The sequence below is a fragment of the Paenibacillus tengchongensis genome (genome assembly GCF_008973665.1).
Taxonomy (GTDB): domain Bacteria; phylum Bacillota; class Bacilli; order Paenibacillales; family Paenibacillaceae; genus Paenibacillus_AQ; species Paenibacillus_AQ tengchongensis.
Window position 1 is genome coordinate 260359 of sequence record NZ_WACP01000003.1, and the last position, 22477, is coordinate 282835.

General features: G+C 56.7%; 15 protein-coding genes. 9 read left to right on the forward strand and 6 right to left on the reverse strand.

All coding sequences use genetic code 11. The annotated features are described in order from the left end of the window. The first annotated feature begins 5 nt into the window (after window positions 1–5). From F1381_RS06925 to F1381_RS06950, 6 genes are all read left to right on the forward strand, one after another. Window positions 6–1745, forward strand: coding sequence for a sensor histidine kinase (locus tag F1381_RS06925; RefSeq protein ID WP_151734090.1), 1740 nt, complete (start codon window positions 6–8; stop codon window positions 1743–1745). Then, the gene (locus F1381_RS06930; protein ID WP_151734091.1) at window positions 1727–3328 is read left to right on the forward strand and encodes a response regulator transcription factor; all 1602 of its coding nucleotides are present in this window, start codon (window positions 1727–1729) and stop codon (window positions 3326–3328) included. The genes F1381_RS06925 and F1381_RS06930 overlap by 19 nt, the downstream gene beginning before the upstream one ends. Window positions 3329–3500: 172 nt before the next feature. Continuing rightward, entirely contained in the window at window positions 3501–4442 is a 942-nt protein-coding gene (locus F1381_RS06935; RefSeq protein WP_187355241.1) for a carbohydrate ABC transporter permease, read from the forward strand. A 15-nt stretch (window positions 4443–4457) separates the two neighbouring features. Continuing rightward, window positions 4458–5294 (forward strand): carbohydrate ABC transporter permease, encoded by an 837-nt coding sequence (locus tag F1381_RS06940; RefSeq protein ID WP_151734093.1) that lies wholly within the window; start codon window positions 4458–4460, stop codon window positions 5292–5294. A 162-nt stretch (window positions 5295–5456) separates the two neighbouring features. Beyond that, window positions 5457–6857 (forward strand): ABC transporter substrate-binding protein, encoded by a 1401-nt coding sequence (locus tag F1381_RS06945; RefSeq protein ID WP_151734094.1) that lies wholly within the window; start codon window positions 5457–5459, stop codon window positions 6855–6857. Window positions 6858–6955: 98 nt separating this feature from the next. After that, window positions 6956–9118 (forward strand): glycoside hydrolase family 35 protein, encoded by a 2163-nt coding sequence (locus tag F1381_RS06950; RefSeq protein WP_246187933.1) that lies wholly within the window; start codon window positions 6956–6958, stop codon window positions 9116–9118. A 740-nt stretch (window positions 9119–9858) separates the two neighbouring features. Here F1381_RS06950 and F1381_RS06960 read toward each other — a convergent pair. The 5 genes from F1381_RS06960 to F1381_RS06980 form a co-directional block, all read right to left on the reverse strand. Further along, window positions 9859–10890 carry an SGNH/GDSL hydrolase family protein gene (locus F1381_RS06960; protein ID WP_151734095.1) on the reverse strand — a complete coding sequence of 344 codons (1032 nt, stop codon included), beginning with the start codon at window positions 10888–10890 and terminating at the stop codon, window positions 9859–9861. 27 nt (window positions 10891–10917) lie between these two features. Then, window positions 10918–12447, reverse strand: a complete 1530-nt coding sequence (locus tag F1381_RS06965; protein WP_187355226.1) for an ABC transporter substrate-binding protein — start codon at window positions 12445–12447, stop codon at window positions 10918–10920. Window positions 12448–12580: 133 nt separating this feature from the next. Continuing rightward, window positions 12581–13465 (reverse strand): carbohydrate ABC transporter permease, encoded by an 885-nt coding sequence (locus F1381_RS06970; RefSeq protein ID WP_151734097.1) that lies wholly within the window; start codon window positions 13463–13465, stop codon window positions 12581–12583. Between the two features lie 12 nt (window positions 13466–13477). Continuing rightward, a complete protein-coding gene (locus tag F1381_RS06975) occupies window positions 13478–14458 on the reverse strand; it encodes an ABC transporter permease (RefSeq protein ID WP_151734098.1) in 981 nt (326 codons plus the stop codon). Window positions 14459–15106: 648 nt separating this feature from the next. After that, entirely contained in the window at window positions 15107–17326 is a 2220-nt protein-coding gene (locus F1381_RS06980; RefSeq protein ID WP_151734099.1) for an AraC family transcriptional regulator, read from the reverse strand. Between the two features lie 211 nt (window positions 17327–17537). Between F1381_RS06980 and F1381_RS06985 the strand changes: the two genes are divergently transcribed. Then, window positions 17538–19103, forward strand: coding sequence for a glycoside hydrolase family 43 protein (locus F1381_RS06985; RefSeq protein ID WP_151734100.1), 1566 nt, complete (start codon window positions 17538–17540; stop codon window positions 19101–19103). A 16-nt stretch (window positions 19104–19119) separates the two neighbouring features. Then, window positions 19120–20592, forward strand: coding sequence for a glycoside hydrolase family 28 protein (locus F1381_RS06990; protein ID WP_151734101.1), 1473 nt, complete (start codon window positions 19120–19122; stop codon window positions 20590–20592). Here F1381_RS06990 and F1381_RS06995 read toward each other — a convergent pair. Continuing rightward, window positions 20589–21476: a helix-turn-helix transcriptional regulator gene (locus tag F1381_RS06995; RefSeq protein ID WP_246187934.1), complete on the reverse strand. Its 888-nt coding sequence runs from the start codon at window positions 21474–21476 to the stop codon at window positions 20589–20591. The genes F1381_RS06990 and F1381_RS06995 overlap by 4 nt on opposite strands. A 74-nt stretch (window positions 21477–21550) precedes the next feature. On the opposite strand from F1381_RS06995, the gene F1381_RS07000 reads away from it, so the two are divergent. After that, entirely contained in the window at window positions 21551–22444 is an 894-nt protein-coding gene (locus F1381_RS07000; protein WP_151734102.1) for a pectinesterase family protein, read from the forward strand. Window positions 22445–22477: the final 33 nt, after the last annotated feature.

The window sequence follows — 22477 nt, forward strand, 5'->3', positions numbered from 1 at the left end:
CATCCATGTTCAAACTTACGTACTACCGGAGAATACAGCTGTCCTTTCTGCTGTTCATCATCCTGCCGATCCTGGCGGTTTCGATATTCTCATACACGCTGCTGAAGCAAAACATGATCGAGAAATTCCGGCTCAGCACCAGCAATATGCTGAATGTAATTGTCGGGGAAATGGAGCGGACGATCGACGACGTCACCTTCGCCTCTCATTATTTGGTCAACGACGCAGGCCTGAAGGCTTCGCTGGACAATTTTGCCGATACGGGCCGGATCAGCACTTATCCTGACTATACCCGGTTTATGCAGATCAAGGACAGCTTCTCGCTGATTACCTCGAAACCGCTTAACAACAGCATCCGCATGTATCTGGTCAACCGGGCCGGATTCATCATCTCGCCGGATTCCGAGAATCTGAGCGCTATCAACGAACAGATGGGCCCGCTGCTGGAGCGGGTGGATCCCTCCAGTCCCGCTGTCCTGCAGTGGCTGGGGGTACTGGAGGACGGGAAGAGCGGGGAAGCGACCTATTATATGGCCAGAGTGATCGGCGGGGGCGGCGGCCGGCCGTACTCCTCGGTGCTGCTGATCGGTATCCGGACGGCTTATTTCGAGCAGGTGCTCAGCCGGGTGGAGTTCGGAACGCCGGCTTTATTCGACAGCACTGGGCAGCGGATTGCCGGCGGCGAAGCGGTTCTGCTCCATCCTGGGCGGGCCGCGGACTCCGTACTCCGGAGCGAGGTGGCGCTGGAGAAGACGGACTGGACTCTCGTCTACGAGACCTCCGAGGAAGCGCTGACGGGTCAAATGTCCAGAGCCTTCTATACCGGCATTGCGCTGGTGCTTGTCTTCACGCTGATCTTCTCGGTGATCTCACTGCTGTTCGCCCAGCGCCTGCACAGCCCGATCCGTAAGCTGCAGCGCGTAGCCCGGCAGTTCACGATGGGCAACCGCGATATGCGGCTGGAGGTCACCGGCAAGGATGACATTGCCGAGCTCGGCCACTCCTTCAACCAGATGCTCGATGAAATCGAGGTGCTGATCGCCAATATCGAGCAGGAACAGGAGCAGAAGCGGGTGCTGGAATTGGAAGCGCTCTTTATGCAGATCCGCCCGCACTTCCTGATCAATACGCTCAATTCCATTAAATGCAGTCTGATTCTGAATAACGATGAGCTGCACAGCGGCGTCATCGACTCCCTGATGGGCCTGCTGCGCGCCTACCTGAAGGTCAACGAGCCGGCCACCCTGGAAGAAGAATGCCGGCTGCTGCGCTACTACGCCGATATTATGCAGGTGCGCAGCGAGATGCTGCTGGATATGAAGTTCTTCATTGAACCGGAGCTTGCACGGCTGATCGTTCCGAAGCTGGTGCTGCAGCCGCTGGTGGAGAATGCCATTGTGCACGGACTCGCGGATCAGGAGCAGCCCCGGATTACAGTTAATGCCCGAAGAGAGCAGGGGATGATTGTGATTGATATCGCCGACAACGGTGACGGTATCGGCGAGGAGCAGCGCTTACGGTTAAACCGGCAGCTGAACGAACCGGATTCCGGGGATTATGCCGCTTATCCGCGGGTCGGGCTGCGCAATGTCATTCAGCGGCTGCGGCTGACGTTCGGCCCGGCAGCCAGCCTGGAGCTACGTCCGGGTGAAGGCGCCGGCACCATAGTTCACTTACGGTTTCCTGCGCCGGAACGCCAGGACAGACTTACAGAGGAGGTGCAGGCATGTACAGAGTCATGCTGATCGACGACGATATCCCGATGCTGAAGGTATTGCAGCAGATGGTGGAATGGGAGCGGCTGGATTTGCATGTGGCCGGGAGCACGTATTCCAGCGCCAAGGCGCTGCTGATGTTCAAGGAGACGCTGCCCGATGTTGTTATTACGGACATCGGACTGCCCAAGAAATCCGGTCTGGAGCTGGCCGCCGAGTTTACGGCGATCAAGCCGGAGGTGCGGATTATCTTTCTGACCTGCCATGAGGATTTCCACTATGCCCAGTCGGCCCTCAAGCTGGATGCTGACGATTATCTACTGAAGGACAGGCTCTCGGCGGAGCAGCTCGAAGAAAGCCTGCGCAAGTCGGTGGCCCGGCTCAAGGCCAGGGATGCCGGCAACCGGATTGAAGCTGCAGCGGGCGTCCATGCCGGACTGCTGCGCCGGGCGCTGATGCAGATGCTTATGGACGGAACCCACCCGGAGCAGACCCGCGCCCATGCCGCTCAGCTCGGCATTGCCTGGAGCTATCCCTGGTTCATGCTGGGCATTGTTAATCTGCATTATTCCGCCTATGAGCCGTTATACAACCGCAGCAATCTGCAGCTGATCCGCTATGCGGTATTTAATATTGCCCTGGAAATTGCCGAGAGCTATGAAGGGATCACTCCGTTCATTGAACAGGAGCATTTCTTCGTGCTGTACAACTACCGGGACAATCTGGCTGGCAACGCCGCGGCATATCTCCAGTCGTATCTGGAAGAATTGCAGCGGCAATGCGCTGCCTTCCTGAAGCTGACGCTGGTCTCGGCAGCGGTGGCGGACAAGCTGGCGCTGCAGGCAATCGGGGCTGTATACCAGCAGGTCCGGCAAGGCCGCCCTGAATTCTACGGCGGCAGTCCGCTGATGGTCGCGGCCATGGGACAGCTGCTGGACCGTGTCTATTACCCGGCGCCGCAGGGCTTCGGAGAATCGTTCCGCAGCAGGCTGGAGCAGCACATTCTGGACAAGGACGCGGCTACTCTCCGCGAGGTTCTGGAGCAATTCGGCAGCGAGGCGCGGAGCCGGAAGATTGAACCCGGAGAGTTCATTGAGGAACTGGTGCTGCTGCTGCGCAGTGCAGAAATGCTGTTCGCCCGGCGGAAGCCGGAAGAGGACATTTACTACTACATGGGTGAAGCGCGGACGATGGAGGATGCGCTGGAGCTGGCGGCTGCCCGTCTGGAGCATCTGCTGCGGGAGCAGCAGTCGGCGGCCGGAAACGGCGCTCATGCCCGGGAGCCCCGGCTGCAGGTGATCCAGGCGTTTATCGACCAGCATCTGGCCGAGAACATTACGTCCATCGATATCGCACAGTTCCTGTATTTGAATCCGAGCTATTTCTCCCGCTATTTCAAGCGGCTGACCGGACTCAGCTTCACCGATTATGTCCATCAATACAAAATGAAAATCGCCGCCAACATGCTCAAGAACTCAGGGCAGACCCTCGAAACGCTGGCCATGGCGCTCGGCTATTCCGACCGGGCCTATTTCTCCAAGGTATTCAAGAAATATACCGGGATGACGCCGAGTGACTACAAGAGCCGCAAGCAGTTGCGGCGTACACCGTAAGCTGCTTCATAATGCCCGCCGCCGCACCTTGAGAGTGCGGCTGTTTTTTGCCTCCGGCCGCAGATTTCCGCCCTGCCCAACAAGTCAAAATCGTCCTCTTTACGGGTCAGAATCCGGCCCTTAAAGCCGCAGCTATTCCATTATGATGATCTCAACAAATCAGTTAGAGGTGATGGAAGTGGAAGCTGTAAAAAACATGGCGGCAGCGGTACCGGAGACCGGGAAGCGGAAATTCTGGACACCGAAGCGGAAGGAAGCACTCGTCGGCTGGCTGTTTCTGGCTCCCGAGATTATCGGCATGCTGCTGCTGAACGTATTCGCACTCGGATTTTCGCTGTACCTCAGCTTTTCCAAATGGGATATGCTCTCCGGCGTATCCGGCATCGAATGGATTGGCCTGGGCAATTATGCCGAGCTGTTCCGGGATCCTGCCGTGCTGGAGGCGCTGAAGAACAATCTGCTGTATACCGTAATGACGGTGCCTATACCGATTGCCATTGCCCTGGTGCTGGCGGTCATTATCAACAACAGTGTTTTTCTCAAAAGCTATTTCAAGGTCGTCTTCTTCATTCCTTACATTTCGTCGATTATCGCCATTGCGGCCGTCTGGAGCGCTTTGCTGCATCCGTCGCTCGGACCGGTCAACCAGTTCCTGCTGCAGCTGGGAATCGATTCGCCGCCAAAATGGCTGGTCGACCCGGATACCTCGCTCCTGTCCATCGCTATTATCAGTACCTGGGCCAGTCTGGGGTACACCATTATCATTTATACCGCCGGGCTGACCAATATCTCCAGCGAGATTTATGAAGCCGCTGATATTGACGGCGCGACGCCGCTGCGGAAGTTCCTGCGGATTACAGTGCCGCTGCTGCGTCCCACAACCTTTTTCCTGCTCATTACGATGCTGATCGGCTCCTTCAAGGTGTTCGATATCATCTCCTATCTGACCGAGGGGGGTCCGAACAATTCTTCTACGGTGCTGGTGTACCGCATCTATGAAGAGGGCTTCAGCAACTATGATATGGGATATGCATCGGCGATTTCCTGGCTGCTGTTCGCCATCATCGGCGTCATTACCGCGGCAACCTGGAAAATGCGCAACGAAGAAGCTTAAGGGGAGGGGTTCAACATGCAATTACTCGGCAAACATTTATCCAAAAGCATCCTGACGCTGATCATGGGCGCGGTTTCAATTGTTTTCCTGATTCCGCTGATCTGGATGGTCTCGGCGGCGTTCAAATTCGAAAAGGATGTCATGCGCTTCCCGATTCAGTGGATTCCGGACAATATCAACTTTATGTATAATTTCAAGGCGGTATGGATGGGCCGCGTGCCCTTCTACGACTTCTATTTCAACTCGCTGAAGGTAGCGATCATTACGACGGTGCTGACGCTGGTGATTTCCTCCATGTCGGCTTATGCGCTGACGAAGCTGCATTTCCGCGGACGCAACCTGATCTTTCTGGCGCTGCTGTCCTTCATGATCATCCCGGATCAGGCCACCCTGATTCCGCGCTTCCTGATCATCCGCTGGCTGGGGCTGTACGATACGCATGCGGCGATTATCCTGATGAGCATGTTCTCGATTTACTTCACGTTTCTGCTGCGGCAGTTCATGATGGACATCAGTGATGAATACCTCGAAGCGGCCAGAATCGACGGGGCGGGGCATCTGCGCTCCTTCGCTTCAATCATGCTGCCTTTATGCAAGCCCGTACTGGCGACGGTGGCGATCATCAAATTCATCTGGACGTGGAATGATTACCAGAATCCGCTGATCTTCCTGATGAGTAAGGAGCTCTACACGATTCCGCTCGGAATCACGCTGTTCCGCGACGACTACACCAACAACTACGCCATTATGATGATGGCGGCGCTGTCGGCCATTATTCCGCTGCTTGCGGTCTTCATTATTATGCAGAAGCAGGTTATCAACGGCATCGCACTGGGCGGAGTCAAAGGCTAAAGAGCGCCTTCATCAGGCGGACGAAGTATTTTGGTACCCGAAGCAGATAGTCAAAAATAACCTCTTTCCCCCTCAAAATTGTACACTTGGCTGTCCGCGGCGGCGGCTATACTGAGGGGGAATCAGCAGCATCATCCATTTAAGGTACAAGGGGGAAGCAGGATGAAACACACAACCAAACGCAAGATGACGGCGGCAATGACCTTGCTGCTGACCGGAGCCATCGCCCTAGGCGGCTGCGGCAACGGCGGTTCCGCAAATTCGGACACTGCGGCAAATCCAGGAACGGGGGGCAATGCTGCGGCAGGCTCCGGCGAGCCGGTGACCATCAAGTATTACAACTGGGACAATGAAGCCCAGTCCGTCGCCACCGAAGGCATGCTGAACGACTTCATGAAGGAGAATCCGGAGATCAAGGTGGAGCACGTGGTGCTGGTGCCGGGGGATTCGGTCGAAATGCTAAAGAAGCTCGATTTCCTCATCTCCTCGGGCGAAGCGGTTGACGTCATCGCACTGCCCAACCTGGGCTCGGTCTATGAGCGGGCTACCCGGGGCGCACTTGCTCCGCTGGATGAGTATTACGAACAGGCAGGCCTTGTTCCTGAGGACGAGTATTATGTCAATCCCAAGATTGACAATCAAATTTACGGCATGCAGCTGACCTCCAGCTTCAACTATGTGCTGCTGAACAAGGATGCGCTGGATGAAGTGGGGCTGCCGGTGCCGACCTACGGCTGGACCTGGGACGACTACCGGGAATATGCGCAAAAGCTGACCAAAGGCGAAGGCGTCGACAAACGGTACGGCTCGTACTTCCACACCTGGGAGCTGTACATGAATGCTCCGGCGCAGACGGTGATGAAGGACCCGTTCCGCTATGATGACGGAAGCACGATCCTTGCCGATCCGACCTATAAATACTTCTTCCAGCTCCGCAAGGATATGGAGACGGTGGACCAGTCGGCGAAGCCGTATGCCGATGTGCTAGCGGCCAAGCTGAACTACCGGACCGAGTTCTTCAACGAAGAAGCGGCCATGGTGCTGACCGGCAGCTGGACGATTCCAGACCCGGCCAATCTGGAGCAGTACCCGCATGACTTCAAGACCGCCTTTGCACCGGTTCCGCTGCCGCCGGCAGGCGCCGAGCCGAAGGATTATGAGGGCGGCAAGTACTTCACCAGCGGCAATCAGGTGGTAATGGGGGCAACCTCGAAGAATAAGGAAGCTTCCTTTAAACTGATGCGTTACATGACAACAGCGGATTCCGAGGCCAGAACCGAATTCTCCGGCTGGAAAAAAGCGGACAACCAGGCCGTCCTGGACCGCCTGATCGGCGACAACGCCGAGCTGTACGATGTGGAATCGCTGCAGTCTACGCTCTTCGGCGAGGACATCGAATATCTGGATGCTTCCAGTGTCATCACCGTATCGACCTCGGAGCTGACCAAGATTGTCGGCGACGGCTTCAGCAAGTTTATGCTGAGCAATGAATCGATCGACGATGTGCAGAAGTGGATGGTCGATGAAGCGACTAAGGTTATCAATGAGAAAGAAAGCAAATAAAGAGGTCACGAGACGCGCCTAACCCGGAGAGCTTCGAAGAGTGCCATGCGGCTTCCTTCGGAGCTCTTCGGCTGTGCGGACAGATGGGAGGAACAGCCATGGCCCGATTGGCCTGGAAGGATCAGAAGTATTGGCTGGATGGCAGGGAGCTGCGCATCCTGGCCGGAGCGTTGCATTATTTCCGGGTGGTCCCGGAGTATTGGGAGGACCGGCTGCTGAAGCTGAAGGCTTGCGGCTTCAATACGGTAGAGACCTATATCCCGTGGAACTTCCATGAGCCGGAGGAAGGCGTCTTCCGGTTCGGCGGAATGGCGGATGTGGAAAGGTTCGTCCGGCTGGCCGGGCAGCTGGGGCTGCATGTCATTCTGCGGCCCAGCCCGTACATTTGCGCAGAGTGGGAATTCGGCGGTCTGCCGGCCTGGCTGCTGAAGTCAGAGATGGCGCTGCGCTGCATGGACCCGGCTTATCTGGAGAAGGTCGACCGTTATTACGATGAGCTAATTCCGCGTCTCGTGCCACTGCTCGGAACGAACGGCGGGCCGGTGATCGCCGTGCAGGTGGAGAACGAATACGGCAGCTACGGCAACGATACGGCCTATCTGGCATATTTGCGGGATGGGCTAATCCGCAGAGGCGTAGATTGTTTGTTGTTCACTTCGGACGGGCCGACCGACGAAATGCTGATCGGTGGGACAGTGGAGGGGCTGCATGCGACCGTCAATTTCGGCTCACGCGTCTCCGAGTCCTTCGCGAAGTACCGCGAATACCGTCAGGATGAACCTTTAATGGTCATGGAATACTGGCTGGGCTGGTTCGACCATTGGCGGGAACCGCATCATGTGCGTGAGGCGGCTGACGTTGCCGCCGTCCTGGACGAAATGCTGGAGCAGGGCTCATCGGTCAATCTGTACATGTTCCACGGCGGCACCAACTTCGGTTTCTACAGCGGGGCCAATCATATCGCAGGCTATGAGCCGACCGTAACCAGCTATGACTATGATGCGCCCTTGACGGAATGGGGCGACATTACAGAGAAATATCAGGCGATCCGGGCCGTGCTGGACAAGCACGGGGTGTCGCCGGGCGGGGAGCTGCCCGCGCCGCAGCCGAAACAGGCAATCGGTGTGGTGAAGCTGACGGAGACCGCCGATCTGCTGTCACAGGCTGAACATTTAGCCGTGCTGAACGCAGAATCGGTCACTACCCGGACGATGGAGGAGCTGGGCCAGAATTACGGCTTCATCCTGTATTCCACCTGGATCAAAGGCCCGCGCACCGGGCAGCAGCTGCATCTGCGCAAGGTGCGCGACCGGGCCCAGGTGTTCCTGAATGGCGCGCTGCTCGGCGTGGTGGAGCGCTGGAACCCGCAGCCGCTCGACCTGACAGTTCCTCCCGAAGGGGCAAGGCTCGATATCCTGGTCGAGAATATGGGCCGGGTCAATTACGGACCGTGGCTAAGGGACCGCAAAGGCATAACGGAAGGCGTACTGATCGACAACCAGTATCAGTTCAACTGGACGATCTCTACGCTGCCGATGGAGCCGGAGCTGCTGGAGCGGGTATGTTACAGCGGGGTTGGCGAGGTTGGAGGGGAGGATGTAGCAGTAGAAGTAGGCTTAGAACCAAGCGCAGGGTTAAAGGCAGAACCAGGAGCAGAACAATACGCAGAATCAGGCACCGTGCAAAACAACCTAAGCATAGAATCAAAGGCCGGACCAACCACCACCAAACTAGACAAACCAGGCATTGAATTAAGCTTTGAGCCAAACACCGGTATAGACAAACTAAGCAACGGACCCAGCACTGAACCAGACAGTGACCGAAATGAAACAGATGCTGATTCAACCGTTCAATCGGGTGCTGGTGCAAGCGCTGAATCCAGTGCTGAAGCAAGCAACGGACCCGGCACAAACCCAGGTGCACAGGTAACCGTGCACGATCAATTGCACGCCGGCCGGCCGGCGTTCTACCGCGGATCTTTCACGGCTGCCGCGCGCGAGGATACGTTCCTGCGGTTCGACGGCTGGGGGAAGGGGGTAGCCTGGATTAACGGCTTTAATCTGGGACGGTATTGGAGTGCCGGGCCACAGCGCGCCCTGTATATTCCCGGCCCGCTGCTGCGCGAAGGCGGCAATGAGCTGGTTCTGCTGGAGCTGCACAGCTGTCCTGAAGAGCCTGCGGTTGAATTGACGGCGGAGCCGGATCTTGGAGCGGCGGCCGTAGTGGATGAGCGGGTGCTGAATTTTGTGCAGGAGGAATAGGTCCTGCCGAAGGCATTTCCGGGCCAGGAACTGTCGTCCGCAACACCACGGATCACTGCCTCGCGTGAACCTGGAATAAGAGTTCTTAAGCTGGACCTTATGACGAAGGAAGAGGCGCTCCGGCTAACCGCGCCAACAGCTCTATTGTAGTTTGTGCAATAGATCGCCCGTATACATCTCCTAATCTTAGTTCTGCTGCAGTTTGTGCGTCAGATGGAGGAGGAGATGGCTTTTTAGGGGCGATTTGCAGAATTCTGTTGCACGAAATGCATTAGAACAGCTATAACTGCCCGTAATCGGCTAATCTAATGTATGAAATGCAACAGATTGAAAAACCGGATACCCGTCCGCAAAAAGAAGCTGCTCCTCAAGTCATGAAAAGACTGAGGAGCAGCTTCTTTTACTAGATAAGTTGAACAAAAGAGTAATATCCGATGGGTGAGGGTTGAAACTGGGAGCAGCGTTTGATAGTATGCCTCAAACACAGCCCCCATTGCAAATAGGTGGATAAACGCCCACTAGTTTTGCCTTTTTTGCGGATTTCAGCCATTTAATTCGATTATTGCTGCTTAATTGGGACGATATTGGTTCAATTGCTAATTGTCATCCATATTAAGTGGCGTTAATCCACCAAGCTTGAGAACATCCTCCACACAGGTGAAATTAAGTGGCGAATTTCTAACTATAGTTTGCGAAAAGGGAACGTGCAGCGAGAGGAAAGGCCATGTTGGCGCTTAAGCTCAGGCCCCCGCCTGCCACGCAATCGCCGTAATCCGGCGGTGCAGCTGCTCCGCAATCTCGGCGAAACCGCTGTCCGACGGATGCAGACCGTCGGAAGAGAGGCCGCTCCCTGTGGTCAGCAGGTCGTAGCCGTTCAGATAGATCAGCTTTGGCCGGTTCAGCCTCTGCACAACCTCGCGGACTGTATCCCGGAAGCCGTCATTGATGCTCTCTGCCTTGTAGTCATTGTAATTGCGGAAGATATCCGTACAGAAGATCCACTGGTCCGGATGGGCATCGGCGATGCGGCTGACGAAGGCTTCGGTGGCTGCCCGGAACCGGTCGAGCGGCCAGCCGGTCACATTGACGCCCATTTCCAGCGTGGCAATGTCCCAATCGTTCCGTCCGGCAATGTACTCCGCCATAGCCGCATCCATCTGCGCGCTGCCGGCCATGCCGAGGTTGATCAGATCCAGGCCGAGCTTGCGGGCCAACTGGCTGGCATAAGCTGCCGAGTGGACGGAGGCGCTGCCGCCGTGTGTGATCGATGAGCCGTAAGCGAGATAGCGCCGCTTCGGAACTTGTCCGGGGAGCGGCGGGGCGACGTCGCCCTCGATGTCAACCAGCCGGTTGGCCCAGTCGTAGGGCAGCAGCACCCGGATTAGCTCCGGATCATACGGATACTGCTCCTTGTCCTGGATTGGAAGCAGGGACTCCAGGCTTTGCCGGGTAATCGTTACCCGGGTGGGCTCAGTCGTTATGACCTTGGGCGATAAATGGTATGAGCCCTGGAATCCGCCCTGATACACTTCACAGATACCGGCGGGGGAGACGGCATCCGGTACGGCATCGCGGGCCAGGACGAGCGTTACCTGTTCGCCCACCAGCCGGAAGCGCAGCTCAACGCCGCTGCCGGACAGGCAGGCGTATTGCGCTCCGCTGTTGACTGCGGAGCGCACCCCGGCCGGAAGGCGGCTGAGCAGAAAGCCGCCGCGTTCCGGGTCCTCAATCATGTCCTGCACATTGTACAGCTCCACATTGTTATAAATCATATCTGACTCCGCACTCCCCGTGAATTATTACTGCTGGCCCGCGTACCATTCCGAGAATTGCTTCTGGTATTCGGCAATGTATTTATCGATGCCTGCCGCTTTGAGGCGGTCCAGCGCCTTCGGATAAGCGGTCTCATAATCGACGAAGCCACTGCCGATCGGTGCCATATACTCGGTCAGCACGCCGTTCAGCTTCGTTTCTTCGTTCTTGACCGGTGTGTTATCGAAGTTGAAGCCGGCGCCTTTGGAGATAATCGCACCCTCGTCCCAAGCCTTGTATTCGGCGATGAACTCATCCGGCACGGTATTGTCGAAGCGGATAAAATTCTTGTTCATCAGCAGCCAGTCGGGAATCAGCGCATCGGTGGTCAGCTTGGTCAGACGACCATTCTCATCCAAAGTGAAATCGGTACCTTCAATGCCGTAAGCGAACAGGTCATACAGCTCCTGATTCTTCTGCAGCAGGTTGAAGAACATGACATAGCGTTCCGGGTCCTTGGCTGCCGCCGAGACGAAGAAGGCAGTGCTGTAGGTGCCGCGGCTGATTTTCGGACGGCCTTCGCCCAGGAAGTAGTTGACCAGCTTCGCATCCGGAACCGCCTGTGAAATCGTGGCCGCGCCTTCAAACGGCCGGGCGGCGGTACCTGCCCAGAACATCGCCTTGCCGGAGTTCCAGTCGGATTGCAGCTGCGGTGTATTGGTGGCGGCATATTTAGGAATGATGCCCTTCTCATACCAGCCGTGCATCAAATTGGCGTAATTCTTGAATTCCTCCGTTTCGAACCAACTGATAATCTGATCGTCCTGCTTGGCTTCGTCGAGGGCGATGAATTCATTTTGCCAATACAGGTTCTTGTCGGTGTAATCGTACAGTAACATGCGGCGGGCATCTACTCCGGCATAGCCGACCAGCTCCGGATGAGCGGCATGGGCTTTATCGTAGAACTGTTCAAGCTGGGCCAGCGAGGTGACCTCGGTCATGCCGACTTCTTCCAGCAAATCCTGGCGTACGAGCACGCTGTAGAATTCCGCCGAGTTCGGCTTGTTGCCGACCGGAACGGCATACTGCTTGCCGTCCAACTGGAAGGCTTTGAAGGAGGCCTCGTCCACATTACTGCTGAGGTCGGCCGCCGCATCCACATAAGGGGTAAGGTCGGTGTAAAGGCCCTTGGCCACGGATTTGACCATGTAGTTGGCATCTGTGTAGGTGGCGAAGTCTTCGCCGGTGGACAGCATCAGGTCGGTCTTACCGCCGGCGTATTCGGTCCAAGGCAGGAATTGAAACTCTACCTCGGCATTGATTTCTTCCTTAACAACATCATAGAATTCAGTCTTGGCCAGCTCTTTCATCCGGTTCGACTCGTCACCGTACAGTACGATCTTCAGCTTGGCAGGAGCGAGCCCGCCACCTGCCTCTATGCCGCTTTCTGCGGACGGGCTGGCAGCACCCGCATTTCCGTTGCCGCCGTTAGCGCTTTCATTGTTGCCCTGCGAGCAGGCGCTGAGCAGGAATGAGGCCGTGAGGAGCAGACTGAACCAACCTTTTTTCTTTGTCATGATGAACCCTCCTGAAATGGAATCGATATCTATTGCAAAGGCTGGCTCCCTTACTGCCATTGTACTACAGGAACGCCGGCGGCAGGGAGTCTTTAGCCTGGTGCAACCATAAAGCGGTTGATGTTACCTGTGATCAGCCCTTAACGGAGCCGACGATAATTCCCTTGACGAAGAAACGCTGCAGAAACGGATACAGAATTGCGATCGGCAGGACGGTCAGACAGGTCATGGCCATCTTGGCCGTCTCCAGCGGCGGTGCGATGATGGCGCCTCCCACCTGGGCAGCATTGCCGGAGGCGAGGAACTGGATATTGGCCATCATGTTGTACATCAGGTACTGAATCGTATAGAGCTCCTGATCGGTAACCAGCATCAGCGGCAGATAGAAGTCATTCCAGAACTGCAGCGCGTAGAACAGGGAGATGGTCACCAGCCCCACCCGGCCGAGCGGAATCATAATACTGAAAAAGATGCGCAAATGCCCGGCACCGTCAATCTCCGCTGACTCGACAATTTCATGCGGGATGCTGCGGAAATAGTTCGTCATCAGAAACATCAGGAACACACTGAGCAGATACGGGACGAAGAGGCCGATCAGCTTATCGTCGAGATGATAGTATTTGGTGCTGAGCAGGTACCAAGGGAGCGTACCGCCGCTGAACAGCATGGTGAAATAGGCGAAGAAGGCGAAGACGTTTCGGAAGCGGAAGCTTTTGACGGAAACCACATAGGCATATGCGGTGGTCACCAGGACAGCTGAGGCCGTACCGAGCACGGTCACGAGCACCGACATGGAATAAGCTCTGACAATCTGCTCCGCCTTGGAGCCGAACAGGAACTGGTAAGTCTCCAGCGTAAAGCCGCGGGGCCAGAAGGAGTAGCCTTCCGCCGCGATCCGCGATTCCGTGGACAGCGAGCCGGAGACCGCCAGCACGAACGGTACCAGGCACACGATGGAGAACACGGCGATACAGAAATAGAATAGAATCAGTAAACCTTTGTTTTCGGTAGTTTGCATGCTTTTCGTCTCCTAGAATAGTTTGCTGTCTTTGTCATACCAGCCGGCCAGCTTGTTGGCGACCAGCACCAGAATGAAGCCGAAGACGGACTGATAGAGCGTAATGGCGGATGCGAACCCGAATTCCCCCGAGCGGATGGCCGTACGATAGACATACACGTCGATAATGTCGGTGGTCGGCAGCAGCAGCGGATTGAGGAAGGTAACGCCCATGACCATACTGAGATCGCCCTTGAGCATCCCGCCGATATTGAGCAGCGACATCAGGATGATGGAAGGGATCAGCATAGGCACCGTGATCTTGGTAATGATCTGCCACCGGGAAGCGCCGTCGATCCTCGCAGCTTCATAGAAGGAGGTATCAATCCCCTGCAGCACGGAGTAATAGATGATCGCGCCGTAGCCCGCGCTTTTCCAGATATTCGCCAGCACCATCACGATGACGAACAGCCATGGACTGGAGTACCAGTCGACCTGTCCAAGGCCCAGCGCAGTGAACATCTGGTTCATAATTCCCTTGTCGTAATCCAGCAGCGAGAAGAGGATGGCCCCGATAATAATCCAGGAAATGAAATACGGGAAGAACATGACGCTTTGGGTGATTTTGACGAACCATTTACTGCGCAGCTCGTTCAGAATAATGGCGATAGCCACGGAGAAAAAAGTGCCGGTAGCCATATACAGCACGTTCAGCATGACCGTGTTGCGCGTCGCCCGCATGGCGTCCTCCATACTGGAGAAGAAAAATTCGAAGTTGGAGAAGCCCGCCCAGGGACTGCCGAAGATTCCGTCGTTGAAATTGTAGTTCTTGAAAACGAGGATCAGGCCGCTCATCGGCAGATAAGCAAACAAGATCAGGATAACGATTCCCGGCAAGGCGAGCAGGTACAGCGATCCGTCCCTTTGTAAGGACTTTTCGAAGCTGCGTGTCTTGGACACCCGCGTCTTCGCGATCCGCCCGTCCGGCTTCACCGGCGTAGCCTCTTGCATCATTGGTGTTCCACTCCTTTAATGTTAGCGTGTTCATTTGTGTGCGTTCCCTTGAACTGAGCAAATCCGGGGAACCGCTTCTACATGGCAAAGCATACTGCCGCAAACCTTGAAAACGCTATCAAAATAAACGGGAAAAGTTTAAAAAAACCGTAATTGCGGAGCTTAAAAAAACGTAAAAGGCATCATATTTCTGTGGTGACTGCTGATAACAAAGAGGTTAGTGAATTTAGTGAGCGCTTAAGAGAGGGTGTGGAGAAGGGCAGTGGTGGTGTTGGTGGCAGATAGAACTATGGGATGGAACTGAAGGAGATACAAGATTGGTCACCCCCAGTAACCCCCAAATCGATTGCGGGGAAAATGCATTTTACCCTGTCGGCAGCGGATGAGCGCAGCTGTGTCCGTTGCCGGCTAATAACAGCGTTATTCGGTAAAATAGCGGCTGCGATTTGTTAGCAGTCACAAGCTTCTGCAGACATCGGCTAGCACTAACCACAGGAGGGTTATTCGCACACGCTGGGACAAGTATCTGACAATGGAGCAGTGTCCATTCCAACCACAAACACAAACAGGATGCTCCGCCGCATGACGCGGCGGTAAGCATCCCCGGAGCTTCATTATCGTGTTAAGCAACTTCATAATGGCAGACCACTACTCCTGCTGCTGCAAAATATGGTTCATCCGCCACTTGGACGGCGTAACGCCGTATCGCTTCTTGAACTGGGTGGTGAAGTAGGTGCTGCTGTTGTAGCCCACCTGCTCGGCAATCTCGCGGATATCCAGCGCGAGCTCGGTCACAAGCAGGGTCTGCGCCTGCTCCAGGCGCTGCAGATTAACCAGGTCGGGAAAGCTGCTGCCGGTCTCGTCGGCAATCAGCCGGCTGAGATAGGCCGGGCTGATCGCCAGCTTCTCGGCGAGCGCATTGAGCGACAGCTTCGGATCGTTGTAATGCTGGCTGATATAGTGAATGGCTTCGCCGGCCAGGCTGCGGGTCTGGACCGTGTCCATATGAACGAGCCGTTCGCGGGCCGCATAGCAGCAAGACTCCAGCCAGCTTCGCAGCTCTGTATAGCTCTTGATGCGCTCGATGTGCTGGTAATAATCCAGGAAGCCAAAGTCGCGCATGTCCGCCTTGACCTCTGCTGTCCGGCTTAGCTCCAAGGCCAGCTTCGCCACAAGCACGGCAGCGGGCTCGGCGCGGTAGCTGCAGGCGACCGCGAGCAGGCGCTCCACCGCCTGGCGGATGTGGTCGCTCTGGTGCTGCAGCCTGACCGCCTGCAGCACCGGCTCCATGGTGCTGGCCTGCACCGGGCTGCTGTTGAGATGGATGATATCATCGGCAAAGATCACTTGCCGGTGCTGATGAAACTTCACGTAACGCTGGCATTCGGCAGCTTCGTCATATTTCTGCTTCAACAGCGCGGAATCGTCCGTAAGCGTGCTGATGCCAAGGGCATATTGCAGGCTGGAAGCGGAAGAGGCCAGCTCCAGCTTCTCCCAGTGGCTGCAGAACAGCGCATAATCGCCTAAGCAGCCCGGGTTCAGCTCGCTGACGATGAGAACGGCCGTATGCTGATGGGGCCGGAAGGTACGAATTTCGGCCCACTCCGCAAAGGCCAGATCAATGCGTCCGAGCAGCTCCTCACAGGCGGCCTGCAAATCGCCGCCGGGCTCCCCGGCATGCATGGACAGCACGCAGACGCAATAGGAGCCGCCCGCTACAGGCAGCTGGACAGGCTCGCCGCTGTGCCCGGAGCTGCCCCGCGGGGCCAGCAGCCAGCGCATCAGGGCGCTGTCGCTGTTCTCTTTGCGCAGCTGGGCGAGCCGCTCCCCGATGGACTCCAGCTCCTGGCTGACCGTGTTGTAATCGCCGCCTTTCAGCGCATTCTCATTGCCGGAGATATTGGCGATGTTGCCGAAGATCCGGCCAATCGGCTGGTAAATCCGGCGGGAGATTAAATAGGCGGTAGCTGCAGCGGCAACGGTCAGCGCCAGGCATAAGGCGATCATCAGGTTCCGGGCGCTGGAAATGTCGCGGATGCTGTCTTGATAAGGCGTTTCCGATAAGAACCACAGGTTGTCCTTAGCCGAATGCACATACGTAATCAGCTGAGGCTCGCCGCTTCCTTTCAAGACGAAGGAGCCCTGCTCCTTCCCGGGCGCCACGATCTGTTCCAGCAAATCCGTCTCCAGCGCGCCGCCGCCGGGGCTGTGCATCAGTACGGCGCCGCCGGCATCTAGCACCTTGTAGTGCGTGGAGTCGCTGTCCTCCTGTGAGAACAGGTTGTTCTGAAGCTTGGATAAATTGACGGTAATCGCTACCGCACCATAGTACCCGCTGCTGTCAAAAGCGCGGTCGTTATAAAACACAGTCATCAAAGTGACCGGGGTCCCGTTGTTTTGCTTCGCATGCCACAGGAAGGGGGATTCCACAATGCGGCTATCCCGGACCCGCCGGAACAGCTCTTCCTTGGAAGCAGGGCTCAGCGGCATATTCTCGAACATCGCTACAGGCTTGTCGATACCGAAGATATACGCGTTCTCCAGATACTGATTGACGACGAGTGCACCGCGGATCTGGCTGAGGGCGCTGTACAGCTGATCGCTCCACCCGTTGTCGCCGCTCATCATCAGCGCATTGATGTTAGGGTTGGCATAGAAGTCCATCGTGTAGTTCTGAACAATCTCTTTATAGTTCATAAAAACGGTTTCAGTATTGAGCAGCACGCTCTGGTTGGCTTTGTTGACATTATTAATCGTAATATTCCGGTACCAGAAAAAGATCGCCACCGCCAGCACCAGAACGCTGCAGACCGCAATCGTGGTCAGACTCAAAAAAAAGTGGGTATACAGGTTCTTTCTCTTTCTCATGATGATCGCCCCTTTGAATCAATCCTACTATACCTATTCTAGAGCGACAAGCCAGACACTGACAAGCAGCTAATTACTCGCAATAGAGCATGAAAGTATAAAAAAGGAGAAACCGAACATGAAAAATACAAGAAAGTTGTATTTATACGAACTATAATTGGTGGTGCTTACATATTAATCGCGTTATTCGCGCCCAAGGAGGCTACACATTTTGAGAACGTTCCGCAATCCGGTCCTGCCAGGCTTCTATCCCGATCCGTCGGCCATCCGTGTCGGCGAGGATTACTATCTGGTCACATCGAGCTTTGAATTCTTCCCCGGTGTACCCATCTTCCACAGTAAGGACCTGGTGAACTGGCGCCAGCTTGGACATATTCTGGACCGGCCATCGCAGCTGAATCTGGACGGGACCATCCCGTCCATGGGAATCTGGGCGCCGACGCTCCGTTACCATGACGGCGTATTCTATATGATTACGACCTTCGTCGACAACAACAAGGACCAGCACAATTTCTACGTTACGGCGGCCGATCCGGCCGGAGACTGGTCCGACCCGGTATGGCTGGAGGATGCCCCGGGCATCGACCCGTCGCTGTTCTTCGACGAAGACGGCAAGGTCTACTACACCGGAAACCGCGTTCCTCCGGAAGGGCAGGATTATCCGAAGCATATGGATATCTGGCTGCAGGAGATCGATCTTAAGTCCGGCAAGCTGTTAGGCGAGAAGCTCAGCATCTGGCAGGGCGCCCTCAAGGTGGGCCATGCCCAGGAAGGACCGCATGTCTACAAAATCGGCGACTGGTACTATGTGCTGATCGCCGAAGGCGGCACCGGGCATACCCATGCCATTACCATCGCCCGCAGCAAGAATGTTACCGGCCCTTATGAAGGCCATAAATCAAACCCGATTCTGACGCACCGTCATCTGGGCCGCGAATTCCCGATCGTCAACGTCGGCCACGGGGAACTGCTGGAGACTCAGCATGGAGACTGGTGGATGTTCTGCCTTGCATCACGGACCAGCGGCGGTTATTACCGCAACCTGGGACGTGAAACCTTCCTCACACCGGTAAAGTGGGAGAATGAATGGCCGGTGGTCAATCCCGGCAAAGGAATGCTGGAATTTGAAACGCCGGCTCCCGATCTGCCGGAGACGCCGTGGCCGCCGCTTCCCGTCCGCGACGACTTCGACGGTCCAGAGCTGTCCATGGTCTGGAATTTCCTGCGGACACCGCGCGGCGACTTCTGGAGCCTGAGTGAACAGCCGGGCAGCCTGCGGCTGCGCCTGAAGCCCGAGCGGCTGACGGACATTGCCAATCCTTCGCTGATCGCCAGACGCCAGCAGCATCTCAGCTTCCGGGCAACGGCCGACATGACCTTCTCGCCCGCAGCGGAAGGCGAGGTTGCAGGTGTGGTATTGTTCCAGAATGCTGACAACCATTTCCGGCTGGAGCTGGGGCTGCTGGAAGGCGAAGCTACATTGTCGCTGTCGGTGCGCCGCCGCGGCGATGAAGAGGTGCTCACAACCGTACCATGGGCGAAAGGCCAAGTTCAGTTCAAGGTTGAAGCCTCCGGACAGGATTACAGCTTCTACTATAGAGAGAACGAAAGCGGCAAATGGACGGAGCTGTACGCAAATGCGGACGGCAGAGTGCTCAGTACCGATCTGGCCGGCGGTTTCACAGGTGCCTATATCGGCCTGTATGCCAGCTCGCAGGGTGCCGAGAGCGGGAACCACGCCGATTTCGGCTGGTTCAGCTATGAAGGGCTGGAGTAGAAAGGGGAGACAGCAGATGAGCATAGATTTGCCTTCGGAAAAATATCCGGTACCACAGCTTCCCGACATTCCCGAATATACAGTGAATGTTAGAGACTACGGCGCGGCAGGCGACGGCATGTCGCTCTGCACGCCGGCCATTCAGGCGGCGCTGGACGCGTGCGCTGCGGCGGGCGGCGGCAAGGTAGTCATCCCAGCCGGCATCTGGCGCACCGGACCGCTCACGCTCCGCAGCCGGATCAACCTGCATCTGGAGCGCGGAGCCCTGGTGCAATTCGATTCCGATTACCGGCTCTATCCGCTGGTCCCCTCCCATTTCGAAGGCAATGCCGGATGGCGCTGCCAGGCGCCGCTGGATGGCGACGGGCTCAGCGATGTGGCAATTACAGGTGAGGGCATCTTCGACGGCGGCGGCGAAGGCTGGCGTCCGGTCAAGCGCTTTAAAATGACTGCACAGCAGTGGAAGGCATTGATTGATTCCGGCGGCGCATTGGACGAAGCCGGCGAAATCTGGTGGCCTAGCCGCGATGCCTTGGAAGGAGAGGCGTACTGCCAGGCGCTGCGTGCCAAGGGGGAAACCGCGCGGGAGGCATACCTTCCGGCCCGTCCGTACCTGCGTCCTACACTGCTGAGCCTGAGAAGCTGCGTCCGCGTCCTGCTGGAGGGGCCGACCTTCCAGAACTCGCCGGCCTGGTGCCTGCATCCGCTGGCCTGCGAAGAGGTGACGATCCGGAAGGTCCAGGTGCGCAACCCCTGGTATTCGCAGAACGGGGACGGCCTGGACCTGGAATCGTGTACGAACGCGCTGGTCGAGCACTGCACCTTCGACGTCGGGGACGACGCCATCTGCCTGAAATCGGGCAAGGATGAGGAGGGCCGCAGAGTAGGGTTGCCGTGCCGGTATGTTACGGTCCGGCACTGTACGGTATACCACGGGCACGGCGGCGTGGTCATCGGTAGCGAAATGTCCGGCGGCGTGAATGCCGTACGGGTCAGCGATTGTGTGTTTAACGGCACCGATATCGGCCTGCGCTTCAAGAGCGCGCGCGGCCGCGGCGGCGTAGTGGAGGATATTGTAATGGAGAACATCCTGATGAAGGATATTGTCCATGAGGGCGTCTCTTTTCACCTGTTCTATGCAGGTGTGGAAGGCTCGGAAGGCAGTGACGAAGAAGTTTATCCGGTCACGGAGGAGACACCGTGCTTCCGGAATATCACGCTCAAGAACATAGTCGTAAGCGGAGCTGCCACAGCGCTGCTCGTCAATGGCCTGCCGGAACTGCCGCTTGCGGATCTGGCCGTCTACGGCCTCCGTGCGGTAAGCCGCCGCGGAATCCTGCTGCGGCATGCCGACGGGATCCTGCTGGATGACATTGCGCTTAAAGCGCAGGAAACACCGGCGCTTATGACGCATAAGTGTCATAACGTTAAGATCCGCAATTCGGAAGGGCTGGCAGGTATGGCAGGTTTGGCAGGTATGGACGCCTAGTCCTGTACAGTTTCATCTTCCGCATAAACCGGAGGCAGGCTCTTTACTTGCTTCCGGTATTGGAGCGGAGTTACGCCCGTCGCTTTCTTGAAGGTTTTGTTGAAATGCGACAGATGCTCGAAGCCGACAGCGGAAGCGATTTCCTGAATCTTGACGGCAGATCCGGCCAGCAGGCGCTCCGCTTCCCTGACCCGGATGTGGACGATGTACTCGCGGAAGTGAAAGCCGGTCAGCCTGTGAAACACGCGGCTTAAGTAAGACGGACTGATGAAGAAGGCTCCGGCCGTTTCCTCCAGCGTCAGCGCTTCGCGGTAATGCTCCCGGATGTAAGTCGCCACATCCGTCACCAGATTGTGCAGCGGATGCTTCGGCGTCCCGGACTGCTGGAGGCCCTCCGAGCGCTGCAGCAGAATCATCAGCTCGCTGAAGAGGGCGATGACGCAAGCTTCATGAAAGGCACGGCCGGCGCGGCATTCCTCCAGCATCCGGTTCAGGAGCTGCTGCGCTTCGTTCTGCTCGCGCAGCGTCAGGCGGAACAGCCGGTAGCCGCGCCTGTGGAACCACAACGGCTCATCCCGCAGCGGCGGCGGCAGAAGCAGCGGGTCATAATTGATCAGAATCCGTTCAAATTCGGCCATCTCCGAGCTTGCCGTGGCATGCAGCTGCCGAGCGGGAATCAGGATCAGTTCGCCCTTGTGCACCGTAACGACACGGTCATCCACGAAGTAAACGCGTTCCCCTTCGCACAGGAAATACAGCTCGACCAACTCATGGCTGTGGGGACGCGGCATGGCGGTCATTCCCTTGCGCTTCATGTGCTGGATGCTGAACCGGCCATCCTCCAGAAAGTATTTCGGGTTGGGGCTGCTAATGCTGGACATCATTTCGTTCCTCTTCTCCTACAGACAGTTGATATAATTATAGAATAAATACAGGTAGTCCGAAAAGGAGACTATTCATGATGCTGATTACCGTGTCCAAACAGGATAATGAAGGCTGCAGCAGCCTGCAGCAAGCGATTGACTCAATTCCGGCAGGAGATTCTTCTCCTGTCACGATCCGCATCAAACCGGGGGTCTACGAGGAAAAGATTACGGTCGGCCCCGACGCGCCGCCGATTCTGCTGCTGGGGGACGATGCTGCTTCGACGATCATCAGCTGGTCGGATAATGCCCACACGCTGGGTCCGGACGGCACACCGCTGGGAACGTTCCGTACCGGGACACTGAATGTGTTCGCAGAGAACTTTACGGCGGAGAACGTAACGATCCGCAACGCTTCCGGTCCGGGAACCGGGCAGGCGGTAGCCGCGTTTGTCGACGCCGGATACGCCGTATTCCGGCGCGTGCGGCTGCTCGGCGACCAGGATACGCTCTACACCGGTAAAGGCAAGCAATATTATAATGATTGCTACATCGAAGGGGATGTCGACTATATCTTTGGTCCCGCAACCGCACTGTTCGACCGGTGCCGGCTGCATACCAAGCGTTCGCGGAGTTATATCACAGCGGCCTCGACACCGGAGGGTACGCCGTTCGGTTATGTGTTCCTCGATTGTGAGATCACAAGCGGAGAGGGCGTGGGCGAAGTGTTCCTCGGCCGTCCTTGGCGCCCTTACGCCCATGTAGCGTTTATCCGCACTGTAATGGACGGTTCGATTCTTGCCGAGGGCTGGCACAATTGGGGCCAGCCGGACCGGGAGGCGACCAGCCGCTATGAGGAATTCGGCAGCAGCGGTCCCGGTGCGAACCCGGCGGCGCGGGTACCGTGGTCGCGCCAGCTGGCTGCTGAGGAAGCCGCGGATTACCGGGTCATCCGGGTGCTGGACGGCTGGCATCCCGAAGGCTACTAAGCGCAGGCGTGCTACATAAGGAGGCGGAGAGGC

What these genes read in the sequence shown, in the direction of transcription:
- F1381_RS06925 (WP_151734090.1), top strand. Translation starts at nt 6, where the DNA reads ATGTTCAAACTTACGTACTACCGGAGAATACAGCTGTCCTTTCTGCTG.
- F1381_RS06930 (WP_151734091.1), top strand. Translation starts at nt 1,727, where the DNA reads ATGTACAGAGTCATGCTGATCGACGACGATATCCCGATGCTGAAGGTA.
- F1381_RS06935 (WP_187355241.1), top strand. Translation starts at nt 3,501, where the DNA reads ATGGAAGTGGAAGCTGTAAAAAACATGGCGGCAGCGGTACCGGAGACC.
- F1381_RS06940 (WP_151734093.1), top strand. Translation starts at nt 4,458, where the DNA reads ATGCAATTACTCGGCAAACATTTATCCAAAAGCATCCTGACGCTGATC.
- F1381_RS06945 (WP_151734094.1), top strand. Translation starts at nt 5,457, where the DNA reads ATGAAACACACAACCAAACGCAAGATGACGGCGGCAATGACCTTGCTG.
- F1381_RS06950 (WP_246187933.1), top strand. Translation starts at nt 6,956, where the DNA reads ATGGCCCGATTGGCCTGGAAGGATCAGAAGTATTGGCTGGATGGCAGG.
- F1381_RS06960 (WP_151734095.1), bottom strand. Translation starts at nt 10,890, where the DNA reads ATGATTTATAACAATGTGGAGCTGTACAATGTGCAGGACATGATTGAG.
- F1381_RS06965 (WP_187355226.1), bottom strand. Translation starts at nt 12,447, where the DNA reads ATGACAAAGAAAAAAGGTTGGTTCAGTCTGCTCCTCACGGCCTCATTC.
- F1381_RS06970 (WP_151734097.1), bottom strand. Translation starts at nt 13,465, where the DNA reads ATGCAAACTACCGAAAACAAAGGTTTACTGATTCTATTCTATTTCTGT.
- F1381_RS06975 (WP_151734098.1), bottom strand. Translation starts at nt 14,458, where the DNA reads ATGATGCAAGAGGCTACGCCGGTGAAGCCGGACGGGCGGATCGCGAAG.
- F1381_RS06980 (WP_151734099.1), bottom strand. Translation starts at nt 17,326, where the DNA reads ATGAGAAAGAGAAAGAACCTGTATACCCACTTTTTTTTGAGTCTGACC.
- F1381_RS06990 (WP_151734101.1), top strand. Translation starts at nt 19,120, where the DNA reads ATGAGCATAGATTTGCCTTCGGAAAAATATCCGGTACCACAGCTTCCC.
- F1381_RS06995 (WP_246187934.1), bottom strand. Translation starts at nt 21,476, where the DNA reads ATGATGTCCAGCATTAGCAGCCCCAACCCGAAATACTTTCTGGAGGAT.
- F1381_RS07000 (WP_151734102.1), top strand. Translation starts at nt 21,551, where the DNA reads ATGATGCTGATTACCGTGTCCAAACAGGATAATGAAGGCTGCAGCAGC.